15 protein-coding genes are annotated in these 15,443 nt (G+C 69.8%); 12 read left to right on the top strand and 3 right to left on the bottom strand.

Features of this window, described 5'->3' with window-relative positions; translation table 11 throughout:
* Positions 1–101 precede the first annotated feature (101 nt).
* Positions 102–1,319: a sn-glycerol-3-phosphate ABC transporter ATP-binding protein UgpC gene (gene ugpC / locus AB0J16_RS12560; RefSeq protein ID WP_358436916.1), complete on the bottom strand. Its 1,218-nt coding sequence runs from the start codon at positions 1,317–1,319 to the stop codon at positions 102–104.
* A 171-nt stretch (positions 1,320–1,490) separates the two neighbouring features.
* Here ugpC and AB0J16_RS12555 point away from each other — a divergent pair, with 171 nt between their 5' ends.
* The gene (locus tag AB0J16_RS12555; RefSeq protein WP_358537826.1) at positions 1,491–2,567 is read left to right on the top strand and encodes a LacI family DNA-binding transcriptional regulator; all 1,077 of its coding nucleotides are present in this window, start codon (positions 1,491–1,493) and stop codon (positions 2,565–2,567) included.
* A 265-nt stretch (positions 2,568–2,832) separates the two neighbouring features.
* On the opposite strand, the gene AB0J16_RS12550 is transcribed toward AB0J16_RS12555, so the two are convergent.
* Positions 2,833–3,318 carry a glutathione peroxidase gene (locus AB0J16_RS12550; RefSeq protein ID WP_358537823.1) on the bottom strand — a complete coding sequence of 162 codons (486 nt, stop codon included), beginning with the start codon at positions 3,316–3,318 and terminating at the stop codon, positions 2,833–2,835.
* A gap of 187 nt (positions 3,319–3,505) precedes the next feature.
* Here AB0J16_RS12550 and AB0J16_RS12545 point away from each other — a divergent pair, with 187 nt between their 5' ends.
* Positions 3,506–3,928, top strand: coding sequence for a transglycosylase SLT domain-containing protein (locus tag AB0J16_RS12545; RefSeq protein WP_357941357.1), 423 nt, complete (start codon positions 3,506–3,508; stop codon positions 3,926–3,928).
* A gap of 339 nt (positions 3,929–4,267) precedes the next feature.
* Entirely contained in the window at positions 4,268–4,840 is a 573-nt protein-coding gene (locus AB0J16_RS12540; protein ID WP_358537820.1) for a lytic transglycosylase domain-containing protein, read from the top strand.
* A 22-nt stretch (positions 4,841–4,862) separates the two neighbouring features.
* On the opposite strand, the gene AB0J16_RS12535 is transcribed toward AB0J16_RS12540, so the two are convergent.
* Positions 4,863–5,513 (bottom strand): TetR/AcrR family transcriptional regulator C-terminal domain-containing protein, encoded by a 651-nt coding sequence (locus AB0J16_RS12535; protein WP_358537817.1) that lies wholly within the window; start codon positions 5,511–5,513, stop codon positions 4,863–4,865.
* 86 nt (positions 5,514–5,599) lie between these two features.
* Here AB0J16_RS12535 and AB0J16_RS12530 point away from each other — a divergent pair, with 86 nt between their 5' ends.
* From AB0J16_RS12530 to AB0J16_RS12490, 9 genes are all read left to right on the top strand, one after another.
* Positions 5,600–6,712 carry a ferritin-like domain-containing protein gene (locus AB0J16_RS12530; protein WP_358537814.1) on the top strand — a complete coding sequence of 371 codons (1,113 nt, stop codon included), beginning with the start codon at positions 5,600–5,602 and terminating at the stop codon, positions 6,710–6,712.
* Positions 6,713–6,763: 51 nt separating this feature from the next.
* Positions 6,764–8,032: an NAD(P)/FAD-dependent oxidoreductase gene (locus tag AB0J16_RS12525; RefSeq protein WP_358537811.1), complete on the top strand. Its 1,269-nt coding sequence runs from the start codon at positions 6,764–6,766 to the stop codon at positions 8,030–8,032.
* A gap of 156 nt (positions 8,033–8,188) precedes the next feature.
* A complete protein-coding gene (locus AB0J16_RS12520) occupies positions 8,189–9,331 on the top strand; it encodes a DegT/DnrJ/EryC1/StrS family aminotransferase (RefSeq protein WP_358537808.1) in 1,143 nt (380 codons plus the stop codon).
* A gap of 164 nt (positions 9,332–9,495) precedes the next feature.
* Entirely contained in the window at positions 9,496–10,329 is an 834-nt protein-coding gene (locus AB0J16_RS12515) for an STAS domain-containing protein (protein ID WP_358537805.1), read from the top strand.
* Positions 10,329–10,694, top strand: a complete 366-nt coding sequence (locus AB0J16_RS12510) for an STAS domain-containing protein (protein WP_358436944.1) — start codon at positions 10,329–10,331, stop codon at positions 10,692–10,694. The genes AB0J16_RS12515 and AB0J16_RS12510 overlap by 1 nt, the downstream gene beginning before the upstream one ends.
* On the top strand, positions 10,691–11,092 hold the full coding sequence (locus tag AB0J16_RS12505; RefSeq protein WP_358537802.1) for an anti-sigma regulatory factor: 402 nt from the start codon (positions 10,691–10,693) through the stop codon (positions 11,090–11,092). Before AB0J16_RS12510 ends, AB0J16_RS12505 begins: the two co-directional genes overlap by 4 nt.
* Position 11,093: 1 nt before the next feature.
* Positions 11,094–12,119: an ATP-binding SpoIIE family protein phosphatase gene (locus AB0J16_RS12500; RefSeq protein WP_358537800.1), complete on the top strand. Its 1,026-nt coding sequence runs from the start codon at positions 11,094–11,096 to the stop codon at positions 12,117–12,119.
* Positions 12,106–13,770: an ATP-binding protein gene (locus tag AB0J16_RS12495; protein ID WP_358537798.1), complete on the top strand. Its 1,665-nt coding sequence runs from the start codon at positions 12,106–12,108 to the stop codon at positions 13,768–13,770. The genes AB0J16_RS12500 and AB0J16_RS12495 overlap by 14 nt, the downstream gene beginning before the upstream one ends.
* Entirely contained in the window at positions 13,763–15,367 is a 1,605-nt protein-coding gene (locus AB0J16_RS12490) for a fused response regulator/phosphatase (RefSeq protein ID WP_358537796.1), read from the top strand. Before AB0J16_RS12495 ends, AB0J16_RS12490 begins: the two co-directional genes overlap by 8 nt.
* Positions 15,368–15,443: the final 76 nt, after the last annotated feature.

The following is a 15,443-nucleotide window of genomic DNA, read 5'->3' as shown; positions in this document are numbered from 1 at the left end:
GGGCCCTGGCTGGGTGCGACGTGATCGCACCCAGGCGGGTGTGAGGGGGACTCACGCCCAGTCCGGTCGTGAGCGGGCTCACGGCCGAGATTCGGTGGAGATCACTTGCCGACGTTCGCCTCGTGACCGATGGCCAGGCCGGAGGTCGGGTCGAAGAAGTGCAGGTTGTGCGTGTCCAGCACGAGGTCGAGGCTCGAGCCAGGACGGGCGTGGCTGCGGGCGTTCACGCGGGCGGTCCACAGCGACTTGTCGCCCACCAGCGGCAGCGCCGCCTCCTCGTCGTCGCCCGTGTCGGCGGCGGCGACGGTGTCCTTGTGCTCGACCGGCGGGGCGTCGATCAGGAACAGGACGTTGATCTCGGAGCCGAGCTCCTCGGTGACCTCCGCCTTGACGGCCAGCGTGGCCCAGCCGTTGGCGTTCTGGCCGGCGGAGGCGGCGTCCTCGAAGTCGGACGGGCGGATGCCGAGGATGACCTGCTTGCCGATGTACTGGTCGAGGCCCGGCTTGTCGGTGAAGGTCGACTCCGGGATGTCCAGCTTGAGGTCGGCGAACGTGACGGCGGTGCCGCCGTCGCGGACCAGCTCGGCGGTGACGAAGTTCATGGCGGGCGAGCCCATGAAGCCGGCGACGAACAGGTTGACCGGCTTGTCGAACAGGTTCTGCGGCGTGTCGACCTGCTGCAGGATGCCGTCGCGCAGAACGCAGACGCGGTCGCCCAGCGTCATGGCCTCGACCTGGTCGTGCGTGACGTAGACGGTGGTGACGCCGAGGCGCTCGTGCATCTGGTTGAGGGAGGCGCGCATGGAGACACGGAGCTTGGCGTCGAGGTTCGACAGCGGCTCGTCCATGAGGAACGCCTGGGGCTCGCGGACGATGGCGCGGCCCATCGCGACACGCTGGCGCTGACCACCGGACAGGGCGGCCGGCTTGCGCTTGAGGTAGGTCTCCAGGCCGAGCATCTTGGCGGCCTCGTTGACGCGCTTCTGGATCTCCGGCTTGGGCATCTTGCGAAGCTTGAGGCCGAAGGCGAGGTTCTCCTCGACCGTCATGTGGGGGTACAGCGCGTAGTTCTGGAAGACCATGGCGATGTCGCGGTCCTTCGGCGGCAGGTGGTTGACCACCTTCTCGCCGATCGCGATCTCGCCACCGCTGATGTCCTCCAAACCGGCGATCATCCGGAGCGCGGTCGACTTACCGCAACCGGATGGGCCGACCAGCACCATGAACTCGCCATCCTTGATCTCAAGGTTGAGCCCGTTCACAGCCTTAACGCCACCGGCGTAGATCTTGTCGACATTGGTCAGAACGATGGATGCCATGACATTCCTTCGCGCTCCCGGGCGGGTGACCCGGATGATGTGCGGGGGGTATCCAATTGCATGGATACGTTTTCAAGCATCTCACCCGAAACGGACATGTGTGTCAAGAGATCAGCGCATGTCAGTGTCCTGGTCTTCCTGCGCGGCGGAAACCATGATGGAATCGTTTCCATGGAATCGAGGCGGGCCACCATCAAGGATGTGGCCGAGGCTGCGGGCGTCGGCGTCGCGACCGTGTCCCGGGTCCTGTCCGGCGGCTCGGCCAGCCCGGAGACGAGGGAACGGGTGCTGGCCGTCGCCGCCCACCTCGATTACCGCCCGAGCGCGCTCGGGCGCAATCTCCGCCAGCGGCGCACCGGCGGCATGGGGCTGTTCGTGCCCGACCTCACCGACACCTTCTACGGCCAGCTGGCCGAGGGCGTGCTGGCCTGCGCGCGCTCGGCGGGCGAGCCGGTCGTGCTCGGCTCGACGGGCGACGATCCCGAGCAGGAGGCCGAACTGGTCGGCATGCTGCTGGAGCAGAGCGTGGACCGGGTGATCGCGGTCCCGTCGGGCGGCGCCGAGACATGGGCCCCGGCGATCAAGGCGGGCATGACGGTGGTCTTCGCCGACCGGCTGCCGTCCGACGCGGCCTCTGATGTGCCCTCCGACAGGGACTCCGCGTCGCGTGGCGTCTCCGACCTCATGCTGCTCGACGGCCTGCCGCCCGCCTCGCGCGCCCGGCCGCTGGACGTCCCCGCCGTGCTGGCCGACGACCGGGCCGGCATCCGTACGGCGGTGCGCTACCTGAGAGGGCTCGGCCACCGGCGCATCGCCTTCCTCGGCGGCCCGGGGCACGGCCGGCGGGTGGCGGCCTTCCGCGAGGCGGTCGGCGCGCCGGTGGATGAGGATCTGATCGTGTTCGCCACGGGCAGCCGCGACTCGGCCTACGCGGCCGCGTCCGGGCTGTTCCAGAGCCGCCCCGACCTGACGGCCGTGGTGACCGGCGGCAACGTCCTGGGCGAGGCGGCCGTCCTGGCAGCCAGGGAACTGGACCTGCGGGTGCCACGGGACGTGTCGCTGGTGATGTACGACGACGTGCCGTGGGCCGAACTGTGCTCCCCGCCGCTGACCGTGATCGCCCAACCGGGCCGCGACATCGGCTACCGAGCGGCGGAGCTGGTGCTGCGAGCGGGGACCCGGCGCCCCCGGAGCGTACTGCTCCCGACGGAACTCATCGTCCGAGGCAGCTGCGGCCCCCGCCACTGACCACCCCCCAACGTCCGCAGTGGCTGGGGCCCCAGCCACTGGCCACCCCCGCCGACCGACTGCCGCCGCCCCTGGGACGGTGTCCACGCACGTCCGCCGGGCATCCGTCCTTACACTCCCCCCGAAGGAACCCCAGCCACGACGGACGGTCCTCTTCCGCCGCCCGGAGGGGGTACCTCCCAAGGACCCCAGCCTCATACGGACCTCACAGAGACCGAGACGGTCGTGCGACGGACCATCCGAGAGTCCTTGGGGCCACCCGCCCTCAGACCACCTTCTCGATCGCCGCGATGACCGCCGGGTCGTCCGGGGTGGTACGCGGACGGAAGCGAGCGACCACTGCCCCCTCGCGGTCGACGAGGAACTTCTCGAAGTTCCACTGGATGTCGCCGCCCGCCCCCTCCGCGTCGGGCGTCTCCACGAGCGCCTCGTAGAGCGGGTGCCGGCCGGGCCCGTTCACCTCGGCCTTCTCCAGCAGTGGGAAGTCCACGCCGTACGTGGTGGCGCAGAACTCCTGGATCTCCTCGGCCGAGCCGGGCTCCTGGCCCATGAACTGGTTGCACGGCATGCCGATCACACTGAACCCGCGCTCGCCGTACTGCCGCTGCAGCTCGACGAGGCCGGTGTACTGCGGGGTGAGGCCGCACTTGGAGGCCACGTTCACGATGAGCACGGCCTTGTCGCCGACGAGCTCGGCGAGCGTGGTGGGGGCGTCCGCGAGGGTGCGGACAGGAATGTCACGAAGACTCATGAGCCGACCCTACAGAACGCCCCCTCTCCCGGTTTGTGATGCACTCCACATTTTCCCGACATTTCCCCTGAACAGCCCCAAAGCGTGATCTTTACTGACGATCTACCTTTTCATGGTCAATTCGCGGTAAATCGGGCGGATAGGGCAGGGTGGCGCGGTCCCCCGAACCCATCGAAAGGGAACCCGCATGCCCATGCTCCGCCGTACGAGCGCCTTGATCCTGTCCGCCACGTTCGTGGTGGCAGGCGGCGCGACGGCCGCACAGGCGCAGAGCTCCCAGGCAAGCTCCGAAACAAGCACGCAACGCGCCATCAGCAAGAACAAGACCATCGCCAAGCACATGGTCGCCAAGCGCGGCTGGACCAAGGCCCAGTACCGCTGCCTGGTGCGCCTCTGGTCGCGAGAGAGCGGCTGGAACCACCGGGCCGGTAACGGCTCGGGCGCCTACGGCATCCCGCAGGCGCTGCCCGGCCACAAGATGGCCACCAAGGGCCGCGACTGGCGCACCAACCCGCGCACGCAGATCGCGTGGGGCCTCGGCTACATCAAGCAGCGGTACGGCTCCCCCTGCCGCGCGTGGGCGCACTTCCAGTCCCGCCACTGGTACTGATCCGCGCCCCCAGCCTGTCCCTGTTTTCACGAAAGGCCAGGTCAACGCGCGAACGGGCCGCGCCATGGCGGCCCTGCGAGCACCCTAAATATCTCTAGCGATCACGCCATCGTCTTCCCAAAGCCAATCACCGAGAGTGATTGATAGTGACTGTGCGTAATAGAAACCGGGCTAGAGAAACGTCGTGGAGCCCTCCGGGCCGCCCAGCACCATGTGGGCGTCAACGGAAGCCCGGGGGGCCGCGCGGACCCTCCTCGTCCGAGCCACGGACGCGGACCGGCAAGGGCGCCGGGGAAGCAAGAGCGCCTGTCCGCACGCGACCTGGCAGCAAGGATCGACATGGACAGCAACCGCGCCCTGCGCTACACGTTCATCACTCTGACCACGCTCACGGCCGTCACCGGCAGTTCGACCCTCGTCTGGGCCGAAGCCGGACCGCGAACCGCACAGCCGCGAACAGCCCAACCAAGACCAGCACAACCGCGAGCGACCGCACCGCGGATACCCGAGCCCCGGGTCATCGAGGGCTCATGGCACGCCCCCGTGATCAAGACCCGTTCCTGGACCACCTCCGCGCGGCCGAAGATCAAGATCAGGGCCAAGGCGCCGAAGAGCCGGAACAAGGGCATCGCGCTCAACCAGGTCGTCCAGCGAGCCTGGTCCTACCAGGAGTTCCAGTGCCTGGACAATCTCTGGACCAGAGAGAGCAACTGGAACCACCACGCGTACAACAGCTCCTCAGGCGCCTATGGCATCCCGCAGGCGCTCCCCGGAGGAAAGATGCGGGGAGCGGGCGAGGACTGGAAGTCCAACCCTGAGACGCAGATCCGCTGGGGCCTGGGTTACATCAAGGGCAGATACGGCAAACCGTGCGGCGCCTGGGGCCACTTCAGAGCGCACAACTGGTACTAGAAGAGCTGGAGGGCATCCGGGATCACCGGGTGCCCTCCCTCTTGCGCTTCGGCAGCACCGCGATCGCCTGGATCAGCAACTCGACGCCGAAGTCGAAGTCGGCGTCGTGGTCACAGCTGGACAGCAGCGGAGCCAGCCCGTTCACCTCGGGGAACAGGGTGGGATCGACGTCGTCCGGGTTGATCATCTGCCCGCGCGGCGGGGCGAACGTGGGCGTGACCCCGACCTCGCGCAGCAGCGAGCCCACGATGTAGGCGATGAACATCCGCAGCACCCGCACCGCGTCCTGCCCGTCGAATCCGGCGCTGCGCAGCGTGGCCAGGGCCCGCTCGACCGGCAGCAGCCCGGCGTTGGAGTGGAGCTGGCGGCTGACGACGAGCATCGTGCAGCGCGGGTGGCCGTGCGCGATCTGGCGGAAGGCGCGGGCCTGCATGCGCACCCGGTCGGTCCAGTGGGCGTCGGGGTCGTCGGTGAACTCGATCTGGCTGAGCACCGCCTCGGCGACGCCGTTGAGCAGGGCGTCCTTGTTCGGCACGTGGTTGTAGAGCGACATCACGCCGACGCCGAGGTCCGCGGCGATGCGCCGCATGGACACCGCGTCGGCCCCCTCACGCTCGATGAGGTCGATCGCCGCGGCGACGATGCGGGTCCGCGAGAGAGGCTCGGTGGGCATAGCTCATTCTATTGACGTACGTACGCCGTACGTGCAAGCCTCGACAGTGGACGTACGGTGTACGTAGCCCCCCTGCGGAGGACCCCATGTCGACGCACGATCTCTACACCATCCCGGCCGAGCTCTCCACGTGGGACGTGAAGATGTCCGGTGCCAGCAGGTTTACGTGGGAGTACGACGACGGCAGGGATCGGATGCTGGCCCTGTACCAAAAGGGCAAGGACAAGCAGTGGGACTCCACCAAGCGCATCGACTGGGATCTCGAGGTCGACCCGTACAACGTGCTCGGCATCCCGGACCAGACGATCGCCATCTACGACACGCCGCTCTGGCGCCGGATGGACGACAAGCAGCGCCAGGACGTCCGCCTGCACGGCGCGGCCTGGCAGTTCTCGCAGTTCCTGCACGGTGAGCAGGGCGCGATGATCTGCTCGGCCAAGATCGTGGAGTCGGTCCCGGATCTCGACGCCAAGTTCTACGCCGCCACCCAGACCATGGACGAGGCCCGGCACGCCGAGACGTACGCCCGCTTCCTGCAGGAGAAGGTGGGCCTGGCCTACCCCATCAACGAGCACCTCAAGTCGCTGCTCGACTCGACGCTCAGCGACTCGCGGTGGGACATGCCCTACCTGGGGATGCAGGTGCTGATCGAGGGCCTGGCGCTGGCGGCGTTCGGCGTCATGCGCGACATCACCACCAAGCCGCTGCCCAAGCAGATCCTCGCCTACGTCATGCAGGACGAGGCCAGGCACGTGGCCTTCGGCCGGATGGCGCTGCGCGACTTCTACGGGAACTTAACCGAGGCCGAGCGGCGCGAACGCGAGGACTTCGTCATCGAGGGCTGCTACCTGATGCGCGACCGGCTCAGGGGCCGGGAGACCTGGGAGAACCTGGGCCTGTCGAAGGCGGAGGTCGAAGAGGCGGAGGTGGCCACGGAGCACTCGGAGTATCTGCGGCTGTTCCGGTCGCTGCTGTTCAGCCGGATCGTGCCGTGCGTGAAGGATATCGGGCTGTGGAGCCCGCGGTTGCAGCAGGCGTACGCGGACATGGGCGTGCTGGAGATGGCGGGCCAGTCGCTCGACGCGCTGATGCGGCAGGACGAGGACATCGCCGACAAGCTCGACGAGGCCCGCTTCGCCGAGGAGGAGGCCGAGCGGCACGCCGAGGTCGCCGAGACCATCGAGATGGGCGCCAACTGAGAGAGCTCCGGCGAATGGTTTAAGAGTTGCCTCCTGTGCCATATGCACCCTATGAGCATCCGCCGGAGGGGGCATCTCGCCATGGTCCAGGAACCAGCACGGTCCACCAGGCCGCATGTCGTCGTCGTGGGCGCGGGCTTCGCCGGACTGAACGCCACCCGGGAACTGGCCCGCGGTGGCGCGCGCGTCACGCTCGTCGACCGTCACCCCTACTCCACCTTCCAGCCGCTGCTCTACCAGGTGGCGACGGCCGGGCTCGCCGCCGGGGACATCACCTACCCGACGCGGGCGTTCGCCGCCAAGTATCGGCGGGCGCGGGCCCGGCGGGGCGCGCTGACGAAGCTGCACCCGGCCGAGCGGCGGGTGGAGTTCGACGACGGCACCTCGCTCGACTACGACTACCTCGTGCTCACCACCGGAGTGACCACCAACTGGTACGGCATCGAGGGCGCGCGGGACAACGGCTACCCGATCTATTCGGTCCAGGATTCGATCGTGCTGCGTAAACGGCTGCAGACCCTCTTGGAGCAGGTCGCGGACGGTAAGCGCGAGAGCGCGCACGCCGTGGTGGTCGGCGCGGGCGCGACCGGGGTGGAGATCGCGGGCACGATGGCCGAGCTGCGCCAGCGGACGCTCCCGGTGACCTATCCGGAGATCAAACCCGATCAGACGAGTGTCACCCTGGTCGAGCGCTTCGATTACGTGCTCTCGCCGTACAAGCCGCGGCTGCGCGACGCGGCCGCGAACGCGCTGCGCAGGCGCGGCGTGCACCTGCGGCTCGGCAGCACGGTGGCCTCGGTCGAGCCCGACGCGGTCGTGCTGAGCGACGGCACCCGGCTGCCGAGCGACGTCACCGTATGGGCGCTGGGCGTCGCCGCGCCCGCCGAGGTGTCGAACCTGGGCCTGCCGCAGGGCAAGGGCGGCCGGATCGAGGTCACCCAGGCGCTCAACGTCGCGGCGTACCCGGAGATCTTCGTCGCCGGCGACCTGGCCGGGCCGCCCGACCCGCTGCCGCAGCTGGCCCAGCCCGCCATCCAGATGGGCGAGCACGTGGGCAAGCAGATCCTGGCGCTGGCCCACGGCCGTCCCGCGGCGCCCTTCTCCTACAACGATCCCGGCATCATGGCCACGGTCGGCCGGGCCTCGGCCGTGCTGCAGCTGTCCAACGGCATGACCATGCACGGCCCGCTCGCCTGGCTGGCCTGGATCGGGCTGCACCTGACCTACCTGCTGGGCGGCCGCAACCGGCTGAGCGTCCTGGTCAGCTTCTTGGCGCGGTACGCGGGGCCGCGCCGCAGCGCGGCCACCGTCGTCGAATAGCGGATATCACTTCGTTACGCCCCCTAAGCCCTATCGAGGCTCTGCTGCTATAAATCTGCAAAGTGATCAAGACCAGGGAGGGGCGCATTTGGACCGGTCCTTCCTGCACGCTCTGGCCGAACGAATGCTGAGACGCCGCGTCCGGCGAGGTCGCCGATGAGCCCGCTGGAAGACCTCATGCGGCACCGGGTCGGCCAGGACTGCCTGCATGTGCCGTCGGCCCGGTTCGGCCTGCTGCTGGCGTTACGCCACTGGTTCGACCCCGGCGAGCGGGTGCTGATCGCGCCGACCACCTCCGAGGCCGTGCTGTTCATGGTGCTGGCCGCCGACCTGGAGCCGGTGATGGCGCCGGTGTCGTGGCGCGACGGCAACATCGACGCGCCGCGCGTCAACTGGAGCGGCCTGGCTGGCGTCATCACTACCCACCTGTACGGCCAGCCGGACCAGATAAGGGATCTGATCACGCAGTGTGAGCGGCGCGGCCTCGTCCTCATCGACGACGCCGCCCACGCCTTCCAGACGATGGTCGGCGGGCGCCTGGCCGGCACGTTCGGCCAGGCCGGCGTGTACAGCCTGGCCAAGCACGGCCGGGCGTCCGGCGGCTTCCTGACCACGCCCAACCCCGGCGCGCTGGCGGCGCTGGCCGAGGCGAGAGACGCGCTGCTGCTGTCCGGCGAGCCGCGCGACCAGCTGGAGGCCGTAGTACAGCCGATGCTCCGCGAGACCCTCCACCGCACCGGCGCGGTCCGGCTGATGTGGCACCTGTCGCGGCGGCTCGGGATCGTCAAGTGGAGCGGGCACCGCCCCGCGCCCCATGAGGAAGCCCTCATGGCCGTCAGGGGCAACCTGTCGGCCATGGACCCGTGGCTGGGGATCGACCACGACGGCTGGCGGATGCGCCCGGGCCCCGCGCTCTGCCGCTACCAGCGCGCGCGCCTGCGGGCGATCGACCGCGAGCGGGAGCGGCGCCTGGCCGGGGTCGAGGTGCTGCGCCGGACGCCGTGGGTGGCGGCGGGCGTCCGCGAATCCCCCGTACGTCCGCTCCTGCGGGTGCCGTTGCTGGTCGAGAGCCGCGACGAGATCGTCGCCGGGCTGGAGCGGCTCGGTGTAGTGCCCGGTTTCGTCTACGATCCGCCGCTGGACGACTATCTGCCGATGATCCAGCAGGGGCCCACACCCGAGATCGCCCGCTGGTGGACCGGCCACGTGCTGCCGGTGGATCCGCTCGATGCCCCGCGCATGGTACGGCTGCTGACCAGGCTGGGTGCCCGCCCGGCGGATGGCGCCGGTTTCGCCTGATCGGCCGTGAATCACTATCTCGCAAAGCAGGACTTATCCCTTTATATCGTCAGATAAGGTCGTTCAACGCATGAAGCGGGCTATCTCGCTAAGCGCCCGCCGAAGCGGAACAGTGTCGTTAGCATCCCCGGCAATGCCGGTGAAATTTCCTCCCAGGAGTGACCTTGACCGTCGATGCCGATGTCGCCAGGCGACGTATCGAAGAGCTGCTCCGCGAGAACGAGACGCAGATCCTGCACCGGTGGACCCTGATCGCCAAGGCGTCCAGCGAGGAGCTGAACGACATCTACCGGGCGCTGCTCGCCTCCCTCGAACAGGGCGGCGACCTCGCCGACATGCGCGGCCTGCTCGCCGAGTTGTCACGTTCCCGCGCCCGCCAGGGCTTCACCCCCGCGGACACCGCCAGGGCCGTCTTCGGCCTGAAGGAGGCGCTGTACGAGGCCGTCGAGAGCGACGGCGGCGCCGAGGCGCTGCGCGGCTTCATCTGGTTCTCCAGGCTCATCGACGACCTCGGCCTGTTCACCTTCGAGACGTACACGACGGCCCGCGAGCGGATCATCCTCGACCAGGCCGAGCAGCTGCTGGAGCTGTCGACGCCGGTCGTCAAGCTGTGGGAGGGCATCGTGGCGGTGCCCCTGGTCGGCACGCTCGACTCCGCCAGGACCCAGGTCGTGATGGAGAAGCTGCTGCAGACGCTGGTCGACACGGGCGCCGAGCACGCGGTGATCGACATCACCGGTGTCCCGGCCGTCGACACCCAGGTCGCCCAGCACCTGCTCAAGGCCGTCGTCGCCGCCCGCCTGATGGGCGCCGAGTGCGTCATTTCCGGCATCCGCCCGCAGATCGCGCACACCATCGTCACCCTCGGCATCGAGTTCGGCGACATCGTGACCAAGGCCTCGCTCGCCGACGCGCTGGCCCACGCGCTCAGGCGCAGCGGCATCGAGGTGATCGCGCCGAAGGCGACCCGGCTCGCGGTGCGGACGGAGGACGTCTGATGGACCGGGTGCCCATTCTCAAGCTCGGCGACATCCTGATCATCTCCATCCAGATCGACCTGGACGACCAGAGCGTGCTCGCCCTGCAGGAGGACCTGGCCGACGCCGTGGTGACCCACGGAGCGCGCGGCGTCATCATCGACATCACCGCGGTGGAGATCGTCGACTCCTTCATCGGCAGGATGCTGGCCACCATCGCCGCCACGTCGCGGTTGCTCGACGCCCAGACCGTGGTCGTCGGCATGCGGCCGGCCGTCGCGATCACCCTGGTCGAGCTCGGCCTGTCGCTGGGCGGCGTACGCACCGCACTCAACCTGGAGAAGGGAATCGCGCTGCTCGACCACGTGAGAGGCGCGACGTCGTGACCGGCGGCTGGGAACTGCCCATCGCCAGCAACTCCGACGTCGTCATGGTCCGCCAGCGGGTCCGGAGTGTCGCGGTCGAGGTGGGACTGTCCCTCATCGACCAGACCAAGGTGGTGACCGCGGCCAGCGAACTGGCCCGCAACGCCCTGGTGTACGGCGGCGGCGGCCTGGCCCGCATCGAGATCGTCGAGAACGGGACGCGCCGCGGCCTTAAACTCACCTTCAGCGACGAGGGGCCGGGGATTCCCGACATCGAGCAGGCACTCACCGACGGCTGGACCACCGGCACCGGGCTGGGGCTGGGCCTGAGCGGGTCACGACGGCTGGTCGACGAGTTCGACCTGGTCTCGGCTCCAGGAAAGGGCACGACGGTGACGGTGACGAAATGGGCTCGATGACATGGTGCCGGTGAGCTACACGCGGGACGACACCTGGGTGCGAGCGGAGAACCCCAGCGCGGTGGGCGCCGTACGCCGGATGGCCGTCGAACTCGCCGAGGCCGCCGGGTTCGACGGCGAACGTACGGGGCAGACCGCGGTCGCGGTCACCGAGGCCGTCTCCAACCTGGTCAAGCACGCGGTGGAGGGCGTCGTCATGGTCCGTTCCCAGCCCGGGGACCCGGCCGTCGTGGAGCTGATCGCCATCGACAAGGGCCCGGGCATGCCCGACATCGCCCGCGCCCTGCGCGACGGCTACTCCACCTCCGGCACCCTCGGCATCGGGATGGGGGCGATGGCCCGCATCTCGTCCTGGTACGACGTCCATTCCCTGCCCGGCAAGGGCACCATCCTGGTCATGCGCTTCGCCGCCACCGGCGCGCCCACCTCGGCGCCGTACGCCAGCGGCCTGAGCCGCCCCATCGGCGAGGAGGCGGTCTGCGGCGACTCCTTCGCGATCGCCGCCACAGGCGAGGGCGCCACGTCCGAGACGACCATCCTGCTGTGCGACGGCCTGGGCCACGGCGAGCTGGCCGCCCAGGCGTCCAGGACGGCGGTGGAGCTGTTCCGGCGGGCGGCGGACGAAGAGCCGCTGGCGACACTCGAACGCCTGCATCGGGGCCTCGTCCATACCCGGGGAGGCGCGGTCGCGGTGGCCCGTGTCAGGGGCGCCACCGTCTCCTACGCCGGGCTGGGCAACGTCTCCGGCTGGATCGTCAGCGCCGATGCCCGCAGAGGGATGATCTCGGTGCCCGGCATCGCCGGACACCAGGCGCGGCAGCTGCGCCAGTACGAGTTCGAGCTGCCCGAGCACGCCACCGTGGTGCTGCACTCCGACGGCCTGACCGAACGGTGGGACCCCGCCGCCATGCCGGGCCTGTTCGCCCGCTCCCCCGCGGTCGTCGCCGCCGGGCTGCTGCGCGAGGCGGGCAGCCGCCGGGACGACGCCTGCGTGGTGACCGTGAGGTCCGGCGATGACCGCGACTGAGCTGGCCAGGGCCGCGCTCGACCACGACCATGACGTCTTCGTGGTGCGCCGCCTGGGCAAGGCCGTCGCCGAGCTGGCCGGGCTGGAGGCACAGGACCAGGTCAGGGTGGCGACCGCGCTGAGCGAGGTCTGCCGGGAGCTGCTCGGCACCGGGGCGGCCGTCGTCTTCTCGCTCGATGAAGGGAAACTGCTCATCACCATGGATCACGCAATGGGCGCGGTTTTCGCCCGATCGGAGGGGCTGGCGCTGGCCGGCCGCCTGGTCGACGTGGTCACCCTCGACGCCGAACACGGTCGCGTCACCATAGCCAAGCGGCTGCCTCCCCACTCCCCACGACTCCCGATCGACGAGATCCGCGAACGCCTGGCCGGGATGGCGCCGGTCAGCGCCCTGGAAGAGCTACGCCAGCAGAACAAGGAGCTCGCCGCGACCCTGGAGGACGTCCTGCGGCTCAACGCCGAGCTGCAGGAGACCAACACCGGGGTGCTGGCCCTGTACAACCAGCTGTCGGCCGAGCTGGAGGAGACCAACCGCGGCGTGGTCGCCCTGTACGGGGAGCTGGATGAGAAGTCCTCCCAGCTCCGCGAGGCGGCCGAGGCCAGGAACCGGTTCTGGGCGACGGTCAGCCACGAGCTGCGCACCCCGCTCAACTCCATCATCGGCCTGGTCAGGCTGATGATCGGGCCCGGCAGCGAGCCGCTCAGCGAGGAGCAGTCACGTCAGGTGCGCTTCATCGGCGACTCGGCGGAGACGCTGCTGGAGCAGGTCGGCGAGCTGCTCGACATGGCCAAGGCCGAGTCCGGGCGGCTCGACCCCCAGTCGTCGGTCGTCCACCTGCCCACGCTGGCCGAGCACCTGCGCCTGACGATGCAGCCCACCAGCGGGCCCGGCGACGTCACGGTGCGCGTCGACGTCGCGCCCGAGGTCACCGACGTCTACACCGACGAGGGGATGCTGGTCCGCGTCCTGCGCAACCTGCTGTCCAACGCCCTGAAGTTCACCCAGGAGGGCGAGGTACGGCTGAGCGCGCACGCCGACGCGGCCGCCGGCGAGGTGGTCATCACGGTCACCGACACGGGCATCGGCATCCCCCGCGAGTATCTGGCGACCGTGTTCGAGGAGTTCTTCCAGGTGCCGAGCGCGCTCCAGGTCAGGGTCAAGGGCACGGGGCTCGGCCTGCCGTACGCCCGCCGGCTCACCGAGGCGCTGGGCGGCACGCTGGAGCTGACGAGCGACGTCGGGCGGGGCACCACGGTGACAATGCGGCTGCCGCACCACGACGGCACGCCCGAGATCGCGCGGGTGCTGGTCGCCGACGACGACGAGGCGTTCCGCGCCGCCGCCCGCAGGATGCTGTACGGCTTCGCCGTCGAGGTGGAGGAGGCGGCGGACGGCGTCGCCGCGCTGGAGATGATGACCGCGCGCCCGCCGGATGTGATCCTGCTGGACATGCTGATGCCGCGGCTCGACGGCACCGCGCTGCTGCAGCGCATGGCCGAGGACCAAGCCCTGGGGCGGGTCGGCGTCGTGGTGGTGACGATCCGGCCCGACGCCGCGCCGTCCGGCCACCCGGTGCTGTCCAAGCAGGGGCTGCGCCGCGACCAGCTGCTCCAGGCCATCCGGGGCGCGGCGGGGACGGATCATGACTGAGCACGTGGCCAGGGCGGTGATCGAGCCCGCCGGCGGCGCCGCGATGGTGCTGGTGGTCGACGACACGCCGACCAAGCGCTACATCCTGTCGAGCTGGCTGCGCAGGGCGGGCCACACTGTGGTCGAGGCGGCCGGCGGCGAGGAGGCGCTGGCCATGCTCACCGTGAACCGCCCCGACCTGGTCGTGCTCGACGTACGGCTGCCCGACATCGGTGGCTTCGAGGTGTGCGAGCGGATCAAGGCGAACCCGGCGACGACCTCGATCCCGGTCATCCAGGTGTCGGGCAACGCCATCACCTCGGCCGATCGTACGGAAGGGCTCGAACGCGGCGCCGACGCCTACCTGTCGGAGCCGATCGAGCCGGCCGAGTTCGCCGCGACGGTCGAGGCGACGCTGCGCTACTACCGCGCCAGGCGGCGGGCGGAGCTGATGGCCGAGCGCCTGGCCAAGCTGGCCGACGTCACGCTGCGGATGAACGGGGCCGACTCCTTCGACCGGCTGCTGACTGTGGCCGTGGAGGGCACGGTCGACGTGCTGGGCCGCTACGCGGGCGCGCTGGCGCTGCCGCCCGACGGCCGGATGCGCCGCTTCCGCGCCCGGCCCGGCGAGACGGCCAGCAGCAGGTCCGCCGCTCCCCAGCTGCTGGACCGGCTCAGCGCGATGTCGCTGGGCGAGCCGGCGGGTGCCAAGGTCTTCACCATGGCGGCCGCCGAGTGGCTCACGTTGGTGAGCGACGTAGAGTTCAACGCGCCGGTGACGGGCGTGCTGTGCCGCACCAAGAGGGGCCAGCCACCCGTCTACCTGGGGCTGGAGGCCGACCCTCCGCTGGACGCCGACGAGCTGAACGTGCTGCGGCAGCTCGGCCAAGGGCTGGCGCTGGCCGTCGACGCGCTGCGCGTCTACACCGAGGAACACACGATCTCGCTGACTCTGCAGCGCAGCCTCCTGCCCACGCGCATCCCTGAGGTGCCGGGGCTGAAGGTGACCTTCCGCTACCAGCCGGCCGTGGACAACATCGAGGTCGGCGGCGACTTCTACGAGGTGCTGCGGGTCGGCGACCGGGTGCTGGTGGCGATCGGCGACGTGGCGGGCCACTCGCTGCACGCGGCGACCATCATGGCCGAGCTGCGGCACGCGCTGCGCGCCTCACTGATCGACTCGGTCGACCTGAGCGCCTCGATGGACCTGCTCAACAAGGTCCTGCGCCGCTATCACTCCGGCATGACGGCCACCGTCTGCCTGCTGCTCATCGACCCGGAGACCGGCGAGGTCGAACTGGCCAACGCCGGGCACATCCCGCCGATGCTGGCCGGACCCGGTGCCCACTACCTGGGGCTGGGCAACCTGCTGCTGGGCGTGGCGCACGAGGACTACAAGGTCAACCGGCTGGAGCTGCCCGCGGGCGCCACGATGCTGCTGTTCACCGACGGGCTGGTGGAGGACCGCGGCATCCTGCTCGACGACAGTCTGGAGCAGGCCAGGCAGGTGGCCGAGACGGTCGAGGACGATCTGGAGGAGTTCTGCGACCGGCTGCTCGCCGCGTTCGGCTCGCGGGAGGACGACGTGGCCATCGTGGCGATCCGCCGCGGGGCCTGACGGCGCGAGGACCTGGCCCTGTGCCCGCCTTGCCCGATGCCCGATGCCCGGCTGGCCCTTTGCCTGGCACAGGCGA

The organism is Nonomuraea sp. NPDC049750 (assembly GCF_040659625.1).
In the GTDB taxonomy this organism is placed as follows: domain Bacteria; phylum Actinomycetota; class Actinomycetes; order Streptosporangiales; family Streptosporangiaceae; genus Nonomuraea.
This window is presented reverse-complemented; position numbering and strand designations above follow the sequence as displayed.

Coding starts and splice junctions, on each gene's coding strand:
- ugpC (WP_358436916.1), bottom strand. CDS start 1,319: ATGGCATCCATCGTTCTGACCAATGTCGACAAGATCTACGCCGGTGGC.
- AB0J16_RS12555 (WP_358537826.1), top strand. CDS start 1,491: ATGGAATCGAGGCGGGCCACCATCAAGGATGTGGCCGAGGCTGCGGGC.
- AB0J16_RS12550 (WP_358537823.1), bottom strand. CDS start 3,318: ATGAGTCTTCGTGACATTCCTGTCCGCACCCTCGCGGACGCCCCCACC.
- AB0J16_RS12545 (WP_357941357.1), top strand. CDS start 3,506: ATGCCCATGCTCCGCCGTACGAGCGCCTTGATCCTGTCCGCCACGTTC.
- AB0J16_RS12540 (WP_358537820.1), top strand. CDS start 4,268: ATGGACAGCAACCGCGCCCTGCGCTACACGTTCATCACTCTGACCACG.
- AB0J16_RS12535 (WP_358537817.1), bottom strand. CDS start 5,513: ATGCCCACCGAGCCTCTCTCGCGGACCCGCATCGTCGCCGCGGCGATC.
- AB0J16_RS12530 (WP_358537814.1), top strand. CDS start 5,600: ATGTCGACGCACGATCTCTACACCATCCCGGCCGAGCTCTCCACGTGG.
- AB0J16_RS12525 (WP_358537811.1), top strand. CDS start 6,764: ATGAGCATCCGCCGGAGGGGGCATCTCGCCATGGTCCAGGAACCAGCA.
- AB0J16_RS12520 (WP_358537808.1), top strand. CDS start 8,189: ATGAGCCCGCTGGAAGACCTCATGCGGCACCGGGTCGGCCAGGACTGC.
- AB0J16_RS12510 (WP_358436944.1), top strand. CDS start 10,329: ATGGACCGGGTGCCCATTCTCAAGCTCGGCGACATCCTGATCATCTCC.
- AB0J16_RS12500 (WP_358537800.1), top strand. CDS start 11,094: ATGGTGCCGGTGAGCTACACGCGGGACGACACCTGGGTGCGAGCGGAG.
- AB0J16_RS12495 (WP_358537798.1), top strand. CDS start 12,106: ATGACCGCGACTGAGCTGGCCAGGGCCGCGCTCGACCACGACCATGAC.
- AB0J16_RS12490 (WP_358537796.1), top strand. CDS start 13,763: ATGACTGAGCACGTGGCCAGGGCGGTGATCGAGCCCGCCGGCGGCGCC.